Annotated in this window: 17 protein-coding genes and 1 pseudogene; 17 read left to right on the top strand and 1 reads right to left on the bottom strand. The window is 65.0% G+C overall.

Annotated features, from left to right (window positions below; genetic code table 11):
* Positions 1–102 precede the first annotated feature (102 nt).
* The 8 genes from A7A09_RS17645 (at position 103) to nagB (ending at position 6,900) form a co-directional block, all read left to right on the top strand.
* The gene (locus A7A09_RS17645; RefSeq protein ID WP_106692621.1) at positions 103–861 is read left to right on the top strand and encodes a copper homeostasis protein CutC; all 759 of its coding nucleotides are present in this window, start codon (positions 103–105) and stop codon (positions 859–861) included.
* Entirely contained in the window at positions 858–1,583 is a 726-nt protein-coding gene (locus tag A7A09_RS21650; protein ID WP_245999435.1) for a Gfo/Idh/MocA family protein, read from the top strand. The genes A7A09_RS17645 and A7A09_RS21650 overlap by 4 nt, the downstream gene beginning before the upstream one ends.
* Positions 1,529–2,014 carry a hypothetical protein gene (locus A7A09_RS21645; protein ID WP_245999434.1) on the top strand — a complete coding sequence of 162 codons (486 nt, stop codon included), beginning with the start codon at positions 1,529–1,531 and terminating at the stop codon, positions 2,012–2,014. Before A7A09_RS21650 ends, A7A09_RS21645 begins: the two co-directional genes overlap by 55 nt.
* Entirely contained in the window at positions 2,011–2,892 is an 882-nt protein-coding gene (locus A7A09_RS17635) for a carbohydrate ABC transporter permease (RefSeq protein ID WP_106692620.1), read from the top strand. The genes A7A09_RS21645 and A7A09_RS17635 overlap by 4 nt, the downstream gene beginning before the upstream one ends.
* On the top strand, positions 2,889–3,731 hold the full coding sequence (locus A7A09_RS17630; RefSeq protein WP_106692619.1) for a carbohydrate ABC transporter permease: 843 nt from the start codon (positions 2,889–2,891) through the stop codon (positions 3,729–3,731). The genes A7A09_RS17635 and A7A09_RS17630 overlap by 4 nt, the downstream gene beginning before the upstream one ends.
* Positions 3,732–3,761: 30 nt before the next feature.
* Positions 3,762–4,970, top strand: a complete 1,209-nt coding sequence (locus A7A09_RS17625; protein ID WP_106692618.1) for an extracellular solute-binding protein — start codon at positions 3,762–3,764, stop codon at positions 4,968–4,970.
* A gap of 62 nt (positions 4,971–5,032) precedes the next feature.
* Positions 5,033–6,157, top strand: coding sequence for an ABC transporter ATP-binding protein (locus A7A09_RS17620; protein WP_106692617.1), 1,125 nt, complete (start codon positions 5,033–5,035; stop codon positions 6,155–6,157).
* The gene (nagB, locus tag A7A09_RS17615) at positions 6,154–6,900 is read left to right on the top strand and encodes a glucosamine-6-phosphate deaminase (protein ID WP_245999433.1); all 747 of its coding nucleotides are present in this window, start codon (positions 6,154–6,156) and stop codon (positions 6,898–6,900) included. The genes A7A09_RS17620 and nagB overlap by 4 nt, the downstream gene beginning before the upstream one ends.
* Before the next feature lie 27 nt (positions 6,901–6,927).
* Here the strand turns inward: nagB and A7A09_RS17610 are convergent, their stop codons facing one another.
* Complete coding sequence (locus A7A09_RS17610; RefSeq protein WP_106692616.1) at positions 6,928–7,707, bottom strand: IclR family transcriptional regulator; 780 nt, start codon at positions 7,705–7,707, stop codon at positions 6,928–6,930.
* 192 nt (positions 7,708–7,899) lie between these two features.
* Here A7A09_RS17610 and A7A09_RS17605 point away from each other — a divergent pair, with 192 nt between their 5' ends.
* The 9 genes and pseudogenes from A7A09_RS17605 (at position 7,900) to A7A09_RS17565 (ending at position 17,022) form a co-directional block, all read left to right on the top strand.
* The gene (locus A7A09_RS17605; protein WP_106692615.1) at positions 7,900–9,120 is read left to right on the top strand and encodes a CaiB/BaiF CoA transferase family protein; all 1,221 of its coding nucleotides are present in this window, start codon (positions 7,900–7,902) and stop codon (positions 9,118–9,120) included.
* 23 nt (positions 9,121–9,143) lie between these two features.
* Positions 9,144–10,319: an acyl-CoA dehydrogenase family protein gene (locus A7A09_RS17600; RefSeq protein WP_106692614.1), complete on the top strand. Its 1,176-nt coding sequence runs from the start codon at positions 9,144–9,146 to the stop codon at positions 10,317–10,319.
* A gap of 23 nt (positions 10,320–10,342) precedes the next feature.
* Positions 10,343–11,521, top strand: a complete 1,179-nt coding sequence (locus tag A7A09_RS17595; RefSeq protein ID WP_106692613.1) for a CaiB/BaiF CoA transferase family protein — start codon at positions 10,343–10,345, stop codon at positions 11,519–11,521.
* Positions 11,518–12,093, top strand: a complete 576-nt coding sequence (locus A7A09_RS17590; protein ID WP_106692612.1) for a TRAP transporter small permease — start codon at positions 11,518–11,520, stop codon at positions 12,091–12,093. Before A7A09_RS17595 ends, A7A09_RS17590 begins: the two co-directional genes overlap by 4 nt.
* Positions 12,090–13,372 (top strand): annotated as a pseudogene (locus tag A7A09_RS22175) (TRAP transporter large permease). Before A7A09_RS17590 ends, A7A09_RS22175 begins: the two are co-directional and overlap by 4 nt.
* A gap of 42 nt (positions 13,373–13,414) precedes the next feature.
* Positions 13,415–14,437, top strand: coding sequence for a TRAP transporter substrate-binding protein (locus A7A09_RS17580; protein WP_211341177.1), 1,023 nt, complete (start codon positions 13,415–13,417; stop codon positions 14,435–14,437).
* 117 nt (positions 14,438–14,554) lie between these two features.
* On the top strand, positions 14,555–15,013 hold the full coding sequence (locus A7A09_RS17575) for a MaoC family dehydratase (RefSeq protein ID WP_106692611.1): 459 nt from the start codon (positions 14,555–14,557) through the stop codon (positions 15,011–15,013).
* A gap of 303 nt (positions 15,014–15,316) precedes the next feature.
* Entirely contained in the window at positions 15,317–15,556 is a 240-nt protein-coding gene (locus tag A7A09_RS17570; RefSeq protein ID WP_245999430.1) for a hypothetical protein, read from the top strand.
* Positions 15,553–17,022: a sulfotransferase family protein gene (locus A7A09_RS17565; RefSeq protein ID WP_106692609.1), complete on the top strand. Its 1,470-nt coding sequence runs from the start codon at positions 15,553–15,555 to the stop codon at positions 17,020–17,022. The genes A7A09_RS17570 and A7A09_RS17565 overlap by 4 nt, the downstream gene beginning before the upstream one ends.
* The last annotated feature ends 1 nt before the right edge of the window (position 17,023 follow it).

Genomic DNA, 17,023 nt, shown 5'->3' with positions numbered 1-17,023 from the left:
AAACTAAAATATATATCGGCAAATGTTAGCATGACTGAAAAAATATCTTTACAAAAGGAATATTTTGGTGTTGCCTGACCTCGTCATAACACCCGAGGTTACATGCCCCAGGCATCCAAGACCCCCGTGCTGGAAGTTTGCGTCGATGATCCGCAGGGATTGTCGGCGGCGGTTTCCGGTGGCGCCGACCGGATCGAGCTGTGCTCGGCCCTTGCGCTTGGCGGGCTGACGCCCTCGCCCGGGCTGATCGCGGCGGCGGCGGAGCAGGCGGTGCCGGTTTTCGCTATGATCCGTCCGCGCCCCGGCGGTTTTGTCTATACGCCGGAGGAACTGGCGGTGGCCAAGGCGGATATCGCGGCGGTGCGGGGTGCGGGACTGGCCGGGATCGTGCTGGGCGTCACCCATCCGGACGGGCGGCTGGACCGCGAGGCGATCACCCGGCTGCGGGATGCGGCAGGGGATCTGCCGATGGTGCTGCATCGCGCCTTTGATCTTTCCCCGGACCTGGACGAGGGGCTGGAGACCGCCATCGAGCTGGGCTTCTGCCGGATCCTGACCTCGGGCGGCGCGCCTTCGGCGGGTGAGGGCGCGGGCAATATCGCGCGGCTGGCGGGGCAGGCGCGGGGACGGATCACGATCATGGCGGGCGGCGGCGTCGATGCGGGTAACGCGGCGGAATTGCTGCGGGCAGGGGCGGATGACCTGCACGGCTCCTGCAGCGAGATCCGGGCCGATCAGGACATGGGCGGGCGGCTGCGGATCGCGTCAGAGCGGGCGCAGACCTCGGTCGCGAAGATCCGGGCGCTGCGCGCGGCCATGGAACGGGCCGCGATGGAACAGACGGGGGAGGAAACATCGTGAAGGCGGGTATCATCGGATTGGGCGCTAGGATCGCCTCGCTCTTGCCAAGGATGCGGGCGGCCTGCCCGGAATTCGAAGTGCTGGCGGTGGCCGATCCCGGCCCCGGACATCAGGACCGGTTGGCCGAGGCGGGGCCCGCGCAGGTCTATGCCGATCCCTCCGAAATGCTGGCGGCGCATCGCTTTGATTTGCTGATGATCGGCTCGCCCAATTACCTGCACCTGGATCATCTGCGGCAGGCGCTGGCCTCTGACACGCCGCATATATTTGCCGAGAAACCCGTGGTGATCTCGCTGGACGAGACGTTGGAGCTTGCCCGGCTGCTGGCCGCCCATGACGGGGTGAACCGCGTCGGGGTGGGCATGGTGCTGCGCTATTCGGCGCTTTATCGCGCGGTCAGGGCGGCGCAGGCCGAGGGCCATCTGGGCGAGATCATGTCCATCGAGGCCGCCGAGCATATCGGCCCCTATCACGGCAGTTTCTTCATGCGGGACTGGCGGCGCGACAGCGCCATGTCCGGCGGCTTCATGCTGGAGAAATGCTGCCACGATCTTGATCTTTACCAAGCGTCGCGGGGGCGCGTGCGGCGCGTGTCGCCAGTTTCGGCGGGCGCAAGAAATACCTGCCCGAACGCCGCCCGGCCTCCGCGCCCGCCTATCTGCAGGAAATGTCTCCGCGTTGGGGCGGGGCAGGGGATGCGTTTTCGGGCGAGGGCGACCTGATCGATTACCAGACCGCGCTGGTCGAATATGAAAACGGCGCGACGCTGGCCTTTCACACCAACATGAATGTCCCCGACGAATTCCGTCGTTTCGCGGTGATCGGCACCGATGGCATGGCCGAGGGCGATTTCATCCGCAATTTCTTCAAGCTGACCCGTTCGGATGACGGTGCCGTGCTGCGGGACGATCCCGCCATCGGCACGGATGGCAGTCAAAAGGGCCATTACGGCGCCGACCAGGCCATGGCCGAGGATCTCTGCGCCTATTACATGGGCCGCCTGCCCGCCTTGCCGCTGACCATCACCGATGCGCTGGAGGCGGGTGTGACCGCGCTGGCCATGGACCGGGCGCGCAAGGAGGGCCGGATCGTCGATCTGACCGATTTCTGGGCCCGCTTCGACGAGGCGCTTGCCGGGAGGGCCGTGGCATGAAGACAGGCCGCGATCCCTTTCCCTATCTGCTGCTGGTCCCGGCGCTCCTGCTGGTTGGGCTGATCGCCGCTTGGCCGATCATCGAGACCTTCCGGCTGTCCTTCACCAATGCCTCGATGCGGCCCACGCAGGAATATGTGGGGATGGAGAACTATACCAAGTTCTTCAACCGCGATTTCTGGCCGGTCATCACCCGCACGCTGATCTGGACGACGCTGTCGGTCAGCCTCAAGCTTATCATCGGCCTGCTGGGCGCGGTGCTGCTGAATGCCGCCGTGCCGGGGCGGGCGCTGTTTCGGGTGCTGATCATGCCGCCTTGGGTGGTGCCCATCGCGGTGGGCTGCTTCATGTGGGCATGGCTCTATAACGGCCAGTTCGGGATGATCTCGGGGCTCGGCCAGCGGATCGGACTGTTCAGCGGTCCTTTCGAGTTCCTGGCCTACAAGCAGGCGGCCTTCATCTCGACCGTCGTCACCGATGTCTGGATCGGCACGCCGCTGGTCGCGCTTTACCTGCTGGCGGCGATGCAGACCGTGCCGACCGATCTTTACGAGGCCGCATGGACCGACGGGGCCAGCCGCTTCTATCGCTTCCGCCGGATCACCCTGCCGCTCTTGATGCCGTCCATCGCCACCATGGCGCTCTTGTCGACGATCTGGACCTTCAACAGCTTCGACATCATCTGGATCCTGACCGAGGGCGGGCCGCGCGGTTCGACCACCACGATGATCATCGACACCTATCGCACCGCCATTTCCCGCTTCCGCTATGGCGAGGGCGCGGCGCGGGCGGTGATGATCCTGATCTGCCTGTCGGTGCTGTCGGCGGTCTACCTGCTGATGCTGCTTCGGCTCACGAGGAAAGGACGCGCGAGATGATCAACCGTTATCGCTGGTGGGAATATCTGCTGATCTATGCCGGAATGACCCTGTTCCTGGTCTTCATGCTGGCGCCTTTCGTCGAGGCGTTCATGGTCTCGCTGCGCCCCCTGAACGAGGTGTTCCGGGTTCCCTACCGCTTCATCGCCGAGGGGATGAGCTTCGAGAATTACGTGACCATCTGGACGGCGCAGCCGATGCTGCTGCGCTGGATCATGAACAGCTTCGGCATCGCGGTTGCGGTCACGATCCTGTCGATGTTCTGCTCGGTTCCTGCCGCCTATGCCTTCGCCCGGTTCGAGTTCAAGCTGCGCGGCAGCATCCTGGCGGTGTTCCTGGTCGTGTCGATGGTCGGGGCGGCGGTGCTGATCATCCCGCTTTACAAGCTGATGCTGGCGGCCGGATTGCTGAACAGCTACGCCGCGATGATCGTGCCGGGCGCGGCCTTTACCGTGCCTGCGGGGATCTTCCTGATGCGCAGCTATTTCATGCGCATCCCGGCCGAGCTGGAAGAGGCCGCCTATGTCGATGGCGCCAGCCGGCTTTACACCATGCGCCGGGTGATCCTGCCGCTGGCGGTGCCGGGAATGGTCGTCGTCGCCGTGACCACCTTCATCACCGCCTATGCGCAGCAATTCCTGTTCGCGCTGACCTTCAATTCCAAGAACGAACTGAACCCGCTGCCGGTCGGCCTGTTCCAGTTCTTCGGCCATGAGACCGTCCGCTGGAACGAGATCATGGCCGCCAGCCTGGTCGGCGTGCTGCCGGTGCTGGTGCTCTACGTGTTCCTGCAAAGATTCATCGTCGCCGGGCTGACCGCCGGTGCGGTGAAGGAATGATGATCCAAGGTCCAATCAGGGAGTAAGCAAATGAAATTCCGTTCCATCATCCTCGCCTCGACCGCGCTGATGGCATTGCCGCTGGCGGCGCAGGCCGCGGAAGAGCTGCATATCGTCAATTGCGGTTCCGATACCGAGCCGCAGGCGCCGGTGCAGCAGAAGCATATCGACGAATGGGTGGCCGAGAACCCGGATTACAGCGTCCGCGTCGAATACCTGCCGTGGGAGCAGTGCCAGGCCAAGACCCTGACGCTCGCCGCCGCCGGAACCCCGCCCGCCGCCGCCTATATGGGTTCGCGCGTGCTCAAGCAGCTGTCCTCAAGCGATCAGATCGTGCCGATTGAGATGTCCGAAGAGGAGCTGGCCAGCTACGAGCCCTCGGTGATCTCGACGGTGCAGATCGGCGGCGAGGTCTGGGGCCTGCCGCGCGCATTCTCGACCAAGGGCCTGTTCTGGAACAAGGACCTGTTCGCCGAGGCCGGGCTGGACATGCCCGAAGGCCCGCAGACCTTCGACGACATGCTGACCGCCGCCAAGGCGATCTCGGAAAACACCGATGCGGCGGGCTTTGGCCTGCCCGCGGCGGATATGGACAACACCTTCCACGAATTCCTGAACTTCCTCTATTCCAATGGCGGGCAGGTCGTGGATGCCGATGGCAATGTGGTCTTCGACAGCCCGCAGAATGTCGAGACGCTGGCCTTCTACCAGGAACTGGCGAAATATTCGCAGGAGGGGCCGCTGGCCTATGAACGTGGCGGGCTGGAGCCGCTGTTCAAGGAAGGCCAGATCGCGATGTATACCTCTTACGCCGCTGGCCGTGGCAAGGCGGAGGGCGTGAATTTCGGCGTCTCGCTGATCCCCGCCGGGCCGCAGGGCGGGCATTCGACCCTGCTGATCACCGACAGTCTCGTGGTGTTCAAGGGCACCGGGCTGGAGGAACCGGCGCAGAAGCTGATCAAGTACCTGACCGCGCCGGAACGGCAGGCCGAGTTCGACAAGGAGGGCGGCTGGACGCCGATCCGTCTTGGCACCGATACCGACGCGCTGATCGCCGAGGACCCGTCCTGGAAACCCTTTATCGACGCGATCCCGACCGGCGGGCCGGAACCCCTGATGACCGATTTCGTCGGCATGCAGGATGTCGCGATCGAGAATATCCAGGGCGTGGTCCTGGGGGAACTCACCCCCGAAGATGCCGCGACCCGGATCCAGGAAGATCTGAGCGCGCTGGACTGAGTTCCGCGCAACCATGGCAGGGGGCGCAGCCTGCCCCCGCCTTTCCCCTGCAGGAGAAGCCGATGGGCGATTTGAAACTGAACGGAGTGACCAAGGATTTCGGCTCGGCCCGGGTGATCCACCCGACCGACCTGCATATCCGCGACGGCGATTTCACCGTCTTTGTCGGCCCTTCGGGCTGTGGCAAATCCACCATGCTGCGGATGATCGCGGGGCTTGAGGATATCAGCGACGGCACGCTGGAGATCGACGGAAAGGTGGTGAACACGCTGCCCCCGGCCAAGCGCGGCATCGCGATGGTGTTCCAGTCCTATGCGCTTTACCCGCATATGAGCGTGTTCGAGAATATCGCCTTTCCGCTGCGCGTGGAGCGGCTGCCGCAGGCCGAGGTCGATGCCAGGGTGAACCGCGCCGCCGAGGTGCTGAAACTGACCGAACGGCTCGGGCATCGCCCCGGCGAACTGTCCGGCGGCCAGCGCCAGCGCGTCGCCATCGGGCGGGCCATCGTGCGCGAGCCCTCGGTCTTCCTGTTCGACGAGCCGCTGTCCAATCTCGACGCCGCCCTGCGCGGAGAGATGCGGGTGGAATTGTCGCGGCTGCATGGGCAGCTTGGCAACACGATGATCTATGTCACCCATGACCAGGTCGAGGCGATGACCATGGCCGACCGGATCGTGGTGCTGAACGGGGGCCATGTCGAGCAATCCGGCACACCGCTGGAGCTGTTCCACCGGCCCGCGAACCGTTTCGTCGCAGGCTTCATCGGCAATCCCAACATGAATTTCCTGTCCGCCCGGATCGAGGCGGTCGAGGCCGAGGGTATCGCCGTGCAGATCGAAAGCGGCCCGCGCGTGACGGTTCCGGTCGATCCGGATGGCGCATCAGTGGGCGATCAGGTCACATTGGGCATTCGTCCCGATGATCTGCATCTTGCGGAAGAGGGGCTGTCCTGCAGCGTCGATGTGGTCGAGCGCTTGGGCAACAGCTCTGTTGTCTATCTAATCGCGCCGGGGGAGGTGCCGCTTTGCATGGTGACCGATGGAACCGCGCATAGCACCCCGGGGGATCAGGTCGGGCTTGGCTTCTCCCCCGCCGATGCGCATCTGTTCGCAGCCGATGGCAGGGCGTTCACCCGTCGGCAGGTGCCGGTCGATCTGGCCGCCATATCCTTGAAGCGGACAGCATGACCGTGAGCCGTTCCCTGACCCTCAGGCTGATGCCCGACGCAGAAGCCGCCGCCGCCGCTGTCGCAAGACAGATCGCCGAGACGGTCGCGACCAAGCCCGATGCGGTTCTGGGCCTGGCCACCGGTGGCACGATGGAGCCGGTCTATGCGCATCTGGTCCGCGCCCATCGCGAGGGGCTGAGTTTCGCCCGCGTGCGCACCGTCAACCTGGACGAATATATGGGCCTGCCGCCCGATCACCCGAATTCCTATCACAGCTACATGGCGCGGCATTTCCTTGACCATGTGGACATCCCGCGCGGGCAGAGCTTCATTCCGCGCGGCGAAGGGGATGCCGATGCCGCCGCAAGGGAATATGCGGCGCTGCTGGAGCGGCTCGGGCCGGTCGATCTGCAGCTTCTGGGGGTGGGCCATAATGGCCATATCGCCTTCAACGAGCCGGGCACGCCCATCGACGCGACCACCCGTGTCGTCCGGCTGAGCGATGAGACACGGCAGGCGAACCGGCGCTTCTTCGCGGAAGGAGAGACGGTGCCGGCCGAGGCGGTGACGATGGGCACGGCGCAGATCCTGTCGGCGCGCAGCCTGCTGGCGCTCGCGGTGGGCGAGGCCAAGGCAGCCGCGCTGTCGTCGGCGCTGGACGGCCCGGTCGATCCCGATTGCCCGGCCAGCTATCTGCGGCTGCACCCGTCCTGCACCATATTCGCCGACAAGGCGGCAAGTTCCGGGCTGCGCGGGCGCTGACAACCCCCGGCCCCGGCCTTGCATCGCCTAGGGCAATTGCCGCAATCCCGGCAGGTGCCTGTCGAAATAATCCTTGCCGAAATGCCGCTTGATGGCCGCCTGCATCTGGGCGGCCGTCTCTTCCATGCGGGTGCCCATCCGGAACAGCGGACCCGCGACCGTGGCCGACAGCATGCGATCGTTCAGCGGCAGCGGGATCGAGACCCCGCCAAGATCCTGGCTGTAGGATGACGCGCTCATGAACCAGCCCCGGGCAAGCGATTCCTCGATGATCCTGTCGACCTCGCCGGCACTCATCGGCGTGCCGGGGCCAAAGCGTTCATAGCTCGCCTGCCGCAACAGCGCCGCGCGTCTTGGTTCCGGCATCTGGCTCAGGATCGCCTGTCCGGTCGCGGTCGCATGCATGGGAACCCGCTTGCCCGGCTGCGCGGTATAGCGGATCGCCTGCGGGGATTCGATGACCGCCAGGAACACCGCATGCTGACCGGCGGACCCCGCGAGCCAGACGGTCTCGGCGCTGAGCCGGGCGAGTTCCCGCAGCAGATCCTGCAGGCTTTCCGGCAGGGGTTCCGCATGCGCGATCTCTTGCGCGAGGCTCAGCCATCGGGGCGTCGGATAGAAGCCGTGACGGGGCCGTGGCTCATAGAGAAACCCGCGCTCGGCCAATGTGGTGATGAGATTGAACGTGCTGGATTTCGGCCAGCCGAAATGCCCTGCAATCTCGGCAAGGCTCGCCGGCTGCCCGGTCGAGGCGAAGAACTCGAACAGATCGAGCACGTTAGCTGCCTGTTTTACGATCGTCGGCATCCTTGCGGCTTCCCCCGTAACTCGTCAATTCCCATGCGCCGGATGGCCGCGCCAGTCAATCGGAGGGCGGCGGAATCCCAGAGAATGAAAGCTTGACAGAGGCGCGTTGGAAAGTCTAGCGTTCATGACAGTGAATATTTGGTCTTTATATATGGACCAAATGACAGGAGCGACAGGGGAGGGATCCTGGCAATGGGGCCACTTGAAGGGCTGCGCATCATCGATATGACCTCGGTTCTGATGGGGCCTTACGCGACGTTGATGCTGGGCGATTTCGGTGCCGATGTGATCAAGGTCGAAAGCCCCGAGGGGGATGTCGTGCGCCAGATCGGGCCCTCGCGTCACGCGGGCATGGGGCCGCTCTTCCTGCATGCCAACCGCTCGAAACGCTCGATCACGCTGAACCTGAAACAGCCCGAGGGGCGCGAGGCCCTGCTGCGCCTGTGCAAGAATGCCGACGTGCTGGTCTATAATGTTCGGGCCCGGGCGATGGCGCGGTTGGGCCTGTCATATGAAGAGGTCTCGGCGGTCAATCCGCGCATCATCTATGCCGGCATGTTCGGTTACAGCCAGTCCGGCCCTTATGCCGATCGCCCCGCCTATGACGACCTGATACAGGGGGCATGCGGCCTGCCCTACCTGTTTTCGCGCGTCAATGACGGAGAGCCGCGCTATGTGCCCTCGGCCATCGTCGATCGTATCGTCGGGCTGGCCGCATGCAACGCGATCCTTGCCGCCATCGTCGAACGCAACCGCAGCGGCTTGGGTCAGCGCGTCGATGTGCCGATGCTGGAAACCATGGTCAACCTGGTGATGGGCGATCACATGGGCGGGCTGACCTTCGATCCGCCCCTGGATCGCGGCGGCTATGCGCGGCAATTGTCAGTGGATCGGCGGCCTTACAGGACACAGGACGGTTTCATCTGCGCATTGATCTATACCGATGGCCACTGGCGGCGCTTCTTCAAGGCGATCGGCTGCCCGGACCTGCCCGAAGCCGATCCGCGTTACCGCGATTTCACCGCCCGCATGGCCCATATCGACGAGGTCTATGCAGAGCTTGGCCGCATCTTTGAAACCCGTTCGACCGCCGAGTGGATGGAGCTTCTGGAGCAGGCGGATGTGCCCGCGATGCCGATCCATGATTTCGAGGGGATGCTGAACGATCCGCATCTGACGGCGACCGGCTATTTCGAGATGGTGGACCATCCGAGCGAGGGGCGGATCCGGCAGATGGCCGTCCCGGCAAGCTGGAGCCGCACACCGGCCCGCCCCGAACGGCTCGCCCCGAGGCAGGGCGAGCACGGGGCAGAGGTGCTGCGCGAATCCGGCTTTGCGGATGACGAGATCGAGGCGCTGTCGGCAAGCGGGGCCTTGGGCACCGCCGCCGAACTGGCCGCCACCGGCGAATAGGACAGATCACGGGGGGAGACGGCATGGATTTTTCATATAGCGAGGAACAGGAATCGATCCGGGATGCCGTCGCGGCGATCTGCTCGCAATTCGACGACAGCTACTGGCTCGGGCTGGATGCGTCCGGCGAGTTTCCGCATGAGCTTTATTCGGCGCTGGCCCGCGACGGTTGGCTGGGCATCTGCACCGCCGAGGCCTATGGCGGCTCGGGCCTTGGCATTGCCGAGGCGGCGATCATGATGCGCGAGATCGCGGAATCGGGCGCCGGCATGTCGGGCGCTTCGGCGGTGCATATCAATATCTTTGGCCTCAACCCGGTCGCGGTGTTCGGCACCGAAGAGCAGAAACAGCGCATGATCCGCCCGATGGCCGAAGGCCGCGAGAAGGCCTGTTTCGCCGTGACCGAGCCGAATACCGGGCTGAACACCACGCAGCTCAAGCTGCGGGCGATACGCGACGGCGATGGCTATGTCGTCAATGGCCAGAAGGTCTGGATCTCGACCGCGCAGGTGGCCGACCGGATCCTGCTGCTGGCGCGAACCACCCCGCTGGAAGAGGTGTCCAGGCCGACAGAGGGGCTGAGCCTCTTCTATACCCGTTTCGACCGTGACCGCATCCGGGTGCGCGAGATCGAGAAGATGGGCCGCAAGGCGGTCGATTCGAACGAGTTGTTCTTCGAGGATTTCCGCATCCCCGCCGATGACCTGATTGGCGAGGAAGGGCGCGGTTTCGAATATATCCTGCATGGCATGAATCCCGAGCGCGTGCTGATCGCGGCAGAGGCGGTCGGGCTTGGCATGCTCGCGGTCAAGCGTGCCGCGCGCTATGCCAATGAGCGGATCGTCTTCAACCGCCCCATCGGCCAGAACCAGGGGATCCAGCATCCGCTGGCGAAATGCTGGGCGGAACTTGAGGCGGCCTGGCTGATGGTCATGTCGGCGGCATGGCAATATGATAGCGGCGCCCCGGTCCCGGTTGTCGGCGCCGCCGCGAATGCCGCCAAATACCTGGCCGGGGAGGCGGTGTTCGAGGCCTGCCAGACGGCAGTGATGTCGCATGGCGGTTTCGGCTATGCCAAGGAATACCATGTCGAACGCTACCTGCGCGAAGCCTTTGTCCCGCGTATCGCGCCGGTCAGCCCGCAGCTTTGCCTGTCCTACCTGGCCGAGCGCGTGCTCGGCCTGCCGAAATCCTACTGATCGCGGCCGGGGGAGACAGAATCATGGATAATCGGGGACCGCTGACCGGGTTGCGCATCATCGAGATGGAAGGGATCGGCCCGCCTCCCTTCGCGGCCATGCTTCTCGCGGATATGGGGGCAGAGGTCATCCGGATCACGCGCCCGGAGCCCTCGGGGCTGGGGATCGAACGGCCGCCGGAATTCGAGCTGCCCGCGCGGGGCCGCCGCTCTGTCGCCATGGACCTGAAGAACCCCGAGGCGGTGGCATGTCTCCTTGATCTGATCGCCCGTGCCGACGGGCTGATCGAGGGCTTTCGGCCCGGCGTGATGGAGCGGCTTGGCCTCGGGCCCGAGACCTGTCTGGATCGCAATCCGCGCCTTGTCTATGGGCGCATGACCGGTTGGGGGCAGACCGGGCCGCTGGCCCCGCGCGCGGGGCATGACGTGAACTACCTTGCTCTGACCGGATTGCTGGACATGATCGGGCGCGAGGGGCAGCCGCCGACGATCCCCTTGAACCTGCTGGCCGATTATGCCGGTGGCAGCCTGATGCTGGTGATCGGCATGCTCGCGGCGCTGCTGCATGCGAAATCGACGGGACAGGGGCAGGTCATCGACGCGGCAATGGTCGATGGCGCGGCCTTGCTGGGCACGGCGATGACCGGGCTGCGCGCCTCGGGGATTCACAGGGGCGAACGCGGCACGAATATCCTTGATGGCGGCTTGCCGGAATACTCGGTCTATGAATGCGCGGATGGGCGATACCTGTCGGTCGGCGCGCTGGAACCCAAGTTCCGCAAGATCCTGCTGGAGGGGCTTGGGCTGGACGAGGCCGACGCGCCGCTGGACGGCTCACCGGCTTCGCGGATCAAGGCCCGTGCGGCGATTGCCGGGCGGATCAAACAGCATGGCCGTGACGAATGGGTTGCCCGGTTCGAAGGACTGGATGCCTGCGTCGCGCCGGTCCTGTCGCAGGAAGAGGCGGCGCATCACCCGCATAATGCCGCGCGGGAAAATCATGTCGAGATCGCCGGGATCGTCCAGCCCGCACCCACGCCGCGCTTCTCGGTCACGCCCCTTCCCACGCCCACCCCGCCCGAGCCACCGGGGGCAAGCGGAACGGCGGTGTTGGCTGCATGGGGGCTGCCCGCCGAGCGGATCGAGGCCCTGCTGCGATCCGGCGCGGTGATTGCCGGGGATGAAGGGGAGGGCGGATCATGATGCTGACCGACAGGGACGGCCCGTTGGACAGGGTCTTGACCCGCATCGAGCGCGGGCTTGTCCTGCTCTCCGGTCTGGCGATCGGCATCATCATGATGGTCGTGGTGGCGGATGTGTCGATGCGCTACCTGTTCCGGCAACCGCTGACATGGTCCTATGACCTGATCGGCAGCTACCTGATGGTGGGGGCCTTCTTTCTCGCGCTTTCGGACACGATGAAGCAGCATGGCCATATCGCCATCGACATGTTCCTCTACAAACTGCCGCATCGCTTCATGCACGCCTCGCAGGGGCTCGGCTATCTGCTGGCGGCAGTCATCCTGCTGGTCATCGCCTTGCAGGCGGGGGACCGTCTGGCATCGGCATGGAAGGGCGGCGACCTGATCAGCGCGACGGTTCCGTGGCCGACATGGCCCTCTTACCTGATGGTGGTGACCGGGGCGGGGGTGATCACCCTGCGCTGCCTGGTTCGCAGCCTGCAACACCTGCTCTCCTGTCTGAGCGGCCGGCAACTGGCCGATCTGCCGCCGCCGCATGAAACCGGCCCGCATGACGAGGAACAGTCACTATGACCGTCGCACTTGTCCTGCTGTTGCTGGCTCTGTTCCTGGTCACAGGGCTTCCCGTCGCGCTCGCCATGTCGGTCTCCGGGGCCGTCGGGCTGTACCTGCTGGGCGGCTGGAGCTTCGTTGCTGGCATCCTGCGCACCTCGCCGCTGTCCACGGCAAGTTCGTATGAGATCATTACCATCCCGATGTTCATCCTGATGGCCGAATTCGTGATCCTGTCCGGGGTGGCAAAGGACCTGTTCCGGGCGGCCAGCATCTGGGTCGGGCGGCTGCGGGGCGGGCTGGCCATGGCCACGGCGATCGCGGGGGCGGGTTTCGGCGCCATCTCGGGTTCCAGCACCGCCGCGGCGGCGACCCTTGCCTCGACCTCGATCCCCTCGATGATGGAACAGGGATACGATCCGAAACTGGCCGGCGGCGCGGTGGCGATCTCGGGCACTTTGGCGATGCTGATCCCGCCATCGATTGCCCTGATCCTCTATGGCATCATCGCGGATCTGCCGGTGGGGGACCTGCTGATCGGCGGGGTCATTCCGGGCGTCATCGTGACCATGGCGATCATCCTGACCATCGCCGTGCTGGTCCGCATCGATCCCGCCGCCGCCCCGGCGGGCCGGGCCTATACGCTGCGCGAGAAATTCGGCTCGCTGAAACATGTGGGGCCGATGCTGATCCTGTTCCTGGCGGTGACCGGCGCGATCTATTCGGGCATCTCGACGCGACCGAAGCCTCGGGGATCGGGGCCTTTGTCGCCATGCTGCTGGCCGCGAAAGAGCGCAAGCTGAACCTGCAAAGCCTGCTGATCGCCCTGCGCAATACCGGGCATACCACCGCGATGATCCTGTTCATCATCCTCGGCGCGCATGTCTTCGGCTATTTCCTGACCCTGTCGCGGGTCACCAACGAACTGGCAGGCTGGATCGGCGGGCTCGGGCTGGCGCCTCTGCTGATCATGGCGATCATCCTGATCGGCTACCTGATCCTCGGTTTCTTCATGGACCAGATCGCCATCCTGATCCTGACCGTGCCGGTCATCCTGCCGGTCGTCACGCAGCTTGGTTTCGACCCGGTCTGGTTCGGCGTCGTGGTCATCGTCACCGCCGAGGTCGGCATGGTGACGCCGCCGATGGGCATGAATGTCTTTGTCGTGGCCCGCTATACAAGGCGGCCATTGGGCGAATTGTTCCGGGGCGTGATGCCGCATGTCTGGGCGCATCTGCTGGTGATCGCGCTGCTGGTGCTGTTCCCGAGCCTGGTGCTGTGGCTGCCCTCGACCATGTGAGGCCGGCCGGGACCGCAAGAAATCAACAGGAGGAGGAAAGAGATGAATATCGGAAAGACGAGGACCGCGGCACTGACCGCGATGGCCGCCGCCATGACCATCCCGTCGCTTGGGATGGCCGAGACCCTGCGGGTCGCCGACAGTTTCCCGGTGGGCCATTACATCGCCGAGAACATGACCAAGATCTGGATGGACAAGGTTACCGAACTGACCGGCGGCGAGGTCGAGTTCGAATATTACCCCGCCGAGCAGCTGGGCAAGTCCAAGGACCTGCTGTCGCTGACGCAGAGCAATACCGTCGATATCGGCTATGTCGGCGTTTCCTATGTCGCCGACAAGCTGCCGCTTTCGGCGGTGGGCGAATTGCCCGAGGCGTTCAACTCTTCCTGCCAGGGCACCGGGGCTTATTGGTCCATCGCCCGGCCCGGCGGGATTCTGGACGAGGCGGAACTGGCCCCGCAAGGCGTGCGCATGCTGCTGGTGATGATCCTGTCGCCCTACCAGATTTTCACCGCCGAGAACGAGATCACCGATATCGACAGTTTCAAGGGGATGAAGCTGCGGGCGACCGGCGGCACCAAGGAGATCGCGGTGCAGCTGATGGGCGCGACGCCGGTCAACATCCCGGCCCCCGAAACCCGCGAGGCGCTGACCCGGGGCACCATCGACGGGGTGCTTTTCCCGCATTCCAGCGCCCTTCCCTACGAGCTGGAACCGGCGCTGGCCTATGGCACGCAGGGCATGAATTTCGGCTCTTTCGTGGCCAGCTATGTCATCAGCGAGGATCGCTGGAACCGGCTTTCGCCCGAGGTTCAGAAGGCGATGACCGATGCCGCCGAAGAGGTGATCGGTTCGGCCTGCAAGGCTGCCGAAGAGCTTGACCTCAAGGACAAGCAGACCATGGCGGATGCGGGGGTGGCTTTCGTGTCGCTGCCCGAAGAGGACATGGCCGAGATCGGCAAGCGGATGTCCACCATCGGCGAGAAATGGGCCGAGGACCTGGACGGGCGGGGTCTTCCCGGCTCCGAGGTGCTGCAGGCGTTTCGCGACGCGCTGGCCGAATAGGATGCGGGGCATGCGCGCGGCCGGCTTGTCCGCCGTCGCAATGCCCGGGGATGCCGTCGGCATCCCCGTTTCGATGCAATGTCGCGGAGCAAGCGACCTGTTGGCAAGGAGCCTCGAATGAAACTGCTTGGTGAAGGATTCTACTGGAACGATCTGACGGTCGGCGACAGGTTCCGGACCTCGGGCCGCACCATCACCGAGACCGATATCGTCAATTTCGTCAATGCGGCGGGCATGCTGGAATCGCTCTTCGTCGATGCCGAGTATCGTGCCGCCCATTCCGCGATTCCGGGCCGCCCCGCGCCCGCCGCGCTGGTCCTGTCGCTGGCCGAGGGGCTGGTGCTGAACGCGACCGCGCAGGGAACCGGGCTGGCCTTTCTGCATATGGAGATGAATGTCGAGGCTCCGGTGCTGCAGGACGACACGATCCATGTCGAGATCGAGATCTCCGAGGCCCGGCCCGCGAAAAAGGCCGGGCGCGGGCTGGTCCGGACCCGCAATCACATCGTCAATCAGCGCGGAGAGACGGTCATCACCTATACGCCCCTGCGCCTGATGGCGGGGCGCGAGGCGTGACAGGGGAAACCCGCACATCTCCGGGCCGTGACGGCATGAGATGACCGAAGGCGGGGGCGGCGCAATTGGCCGATGCCCGGCTGCAAGGGCCGACAAGCTGCGAAATCATTCCTGCAAGGCCCGGCGGGTCACCATCTGGTGAGCCCTCTTCGCCTCTGCGCAGCAAATTGCCGATAGATTTAGGCAGAGATATGCCGGTTCCGCCCGCTATCCGGCAAATATGGGAACGGGCCTCGACGAACCCTGTTGCGTCATTATTCGTAACAGCCACTTGGGAAGACAATCTCCTGAAAGGTTCCTCCGATGCTCTCTTACCCCTCCTCCCGAATGATTTGCGGCGCCGCCATCGCGGGGCTTGCCGCCACGCTCAACGCCGCGCCCGCGCTGGCCTATGTGGGGCCGGGTGCGGGGTTGACCGCGCTTGGCACCATGATCGCGGTCATCGCCGTCGTGCTTCTGGCCGTGGTCGGCTTCGTCTGGTATCCGCTGAAGCGGCTGCTGCGCAGGAACAAGCCCGCCGATGACCGCCAAGAGCCGCAATGATGGCCGTCATCGCGCTTGTTGCGGGCGTGGTCGCCTTGATCGCCGTGTTGCGGCTGTTCGAGATCGAGCGCCGCGCCGGTTCGGCCATCCAGATCGCCCATGAGGCGCTCGGCACCATCACCGATCCGGATCTGAGCGACGAGATCAAGGAACGGCAGGTCCGGCGCGCCACATTCACACTGGTCAAGAGCAGCGCCACCCTGCTGGCCATCGCCGCGGCGGGATTCCTGGCGGCGGCGGGTTTCGTCGTCGGCGGCGACCTGCTGGGCCTGTTCAGCATCGGCGAGGCGATGGATATCGCGCTGAGCTGGTCCTTCATCCTGTGGTCCTCGCTTGGCAGCATCGCCTTGTGGATCGGGATCGGCCGATTGCGCGGGAAGGATGCCGGGGCAGCCGCCGGGGACACCACGCGCGACGAGGTGCCCTATTCGGCGCTCGACCGGGCGCTGCACAACCTGGCCTTTTCCTCGCCGGGGCTGCAAAAGGGGCTGGCCAGGGTCGAGGACCGGCTGTGGCGGCGCAGGATCGAGGACACGCGGGCCGAGCGGCCGGTGCTGGTCACCTCGCTGCCACGGGCGGGCACGACGATCCTGCTGGAATTGCTGGCCCGGCAGCCGGAATTCGCCTCGGCCAGCTATCGCAACATGCCGTTTACCTTGTCGCCGCTGTTATGGGGGCGCTTTTCCAACCTGTTCCGCAAGGCCGGTGAAAAGGCCGAGCGCGCGCATGGCGACGGTATCGACGTGGATTTCGACAGCCCCGAGGCTTTCGAGGAAATGGTCTGGATGGCCTTCTGGCGCGACCGTTACAGGGGCGGCCGCATCGCGCTGTGGAACGAGACGGACCGCAACGCGGAGTTCGAGGCGTTCCTGTCCCGCCACATGCGCAAGATCGTCGCGGGCAAGCCCGGTGCCTTCCGCTATGTGTCCAAGAACAACGCCAATATCGCCCGGTTGCCGCTGTTGACCGCGGCTTTCCCGGATGCCCGGCTGGTGATCCCGGTGCGCGATCCGGCCGCGCAGGTCGTCTCGCTGATGCGGCAGCATGAACGCTTTGCCGATCTGCATGCCCGCGACCGTTTCGCCCGCCAATACATGGAGGGGATCGGGCATTACGAATTCGGCGCCGCCTTGCGCCCGATCGCCTTTCCCGGCGCGCCCGAAAGCGCGGCAGGGGCCGGGACCAGCGACTACTGGCTGCGCTATTGGAATGCCGCCTATGCCCATGTGCTGGAACATGCGCCCGGGGATGCGGTCTTCATCGATCACGCCGCGCTCAGCAGCCACCCGCAAGAGCAGTTGCCCCGACTGGCCGAGGCGCTGGAACTGCGGGACGGGCAGGCGCTGCTGTCGGCCAGCGGCATGTTCCGCCCCTCGAAACCGCCCCCCGAGCTTTCCGGGGCCTCTGCCGGTCTTCTGCATCGCGCGAAAGAATTGCATGCCGCGCTGCTGGAACGGGCGCTTTGAT

Source organism: Paracoccus methylarcula, assembly GCF_003007735.2.
Taxonomy (GTDB): domain Bacteria; phylum Pseudomonadota; class Alphaproteobacteria; order Rhodobacterales; family Rhodobacteraceae; genus Paracoccus; species Paracoccus methylarcula.
Note: the sequence above shows the minus strand (reverse complement) of the source record. Positions and strands in the feature narration are given on the sequence as shown.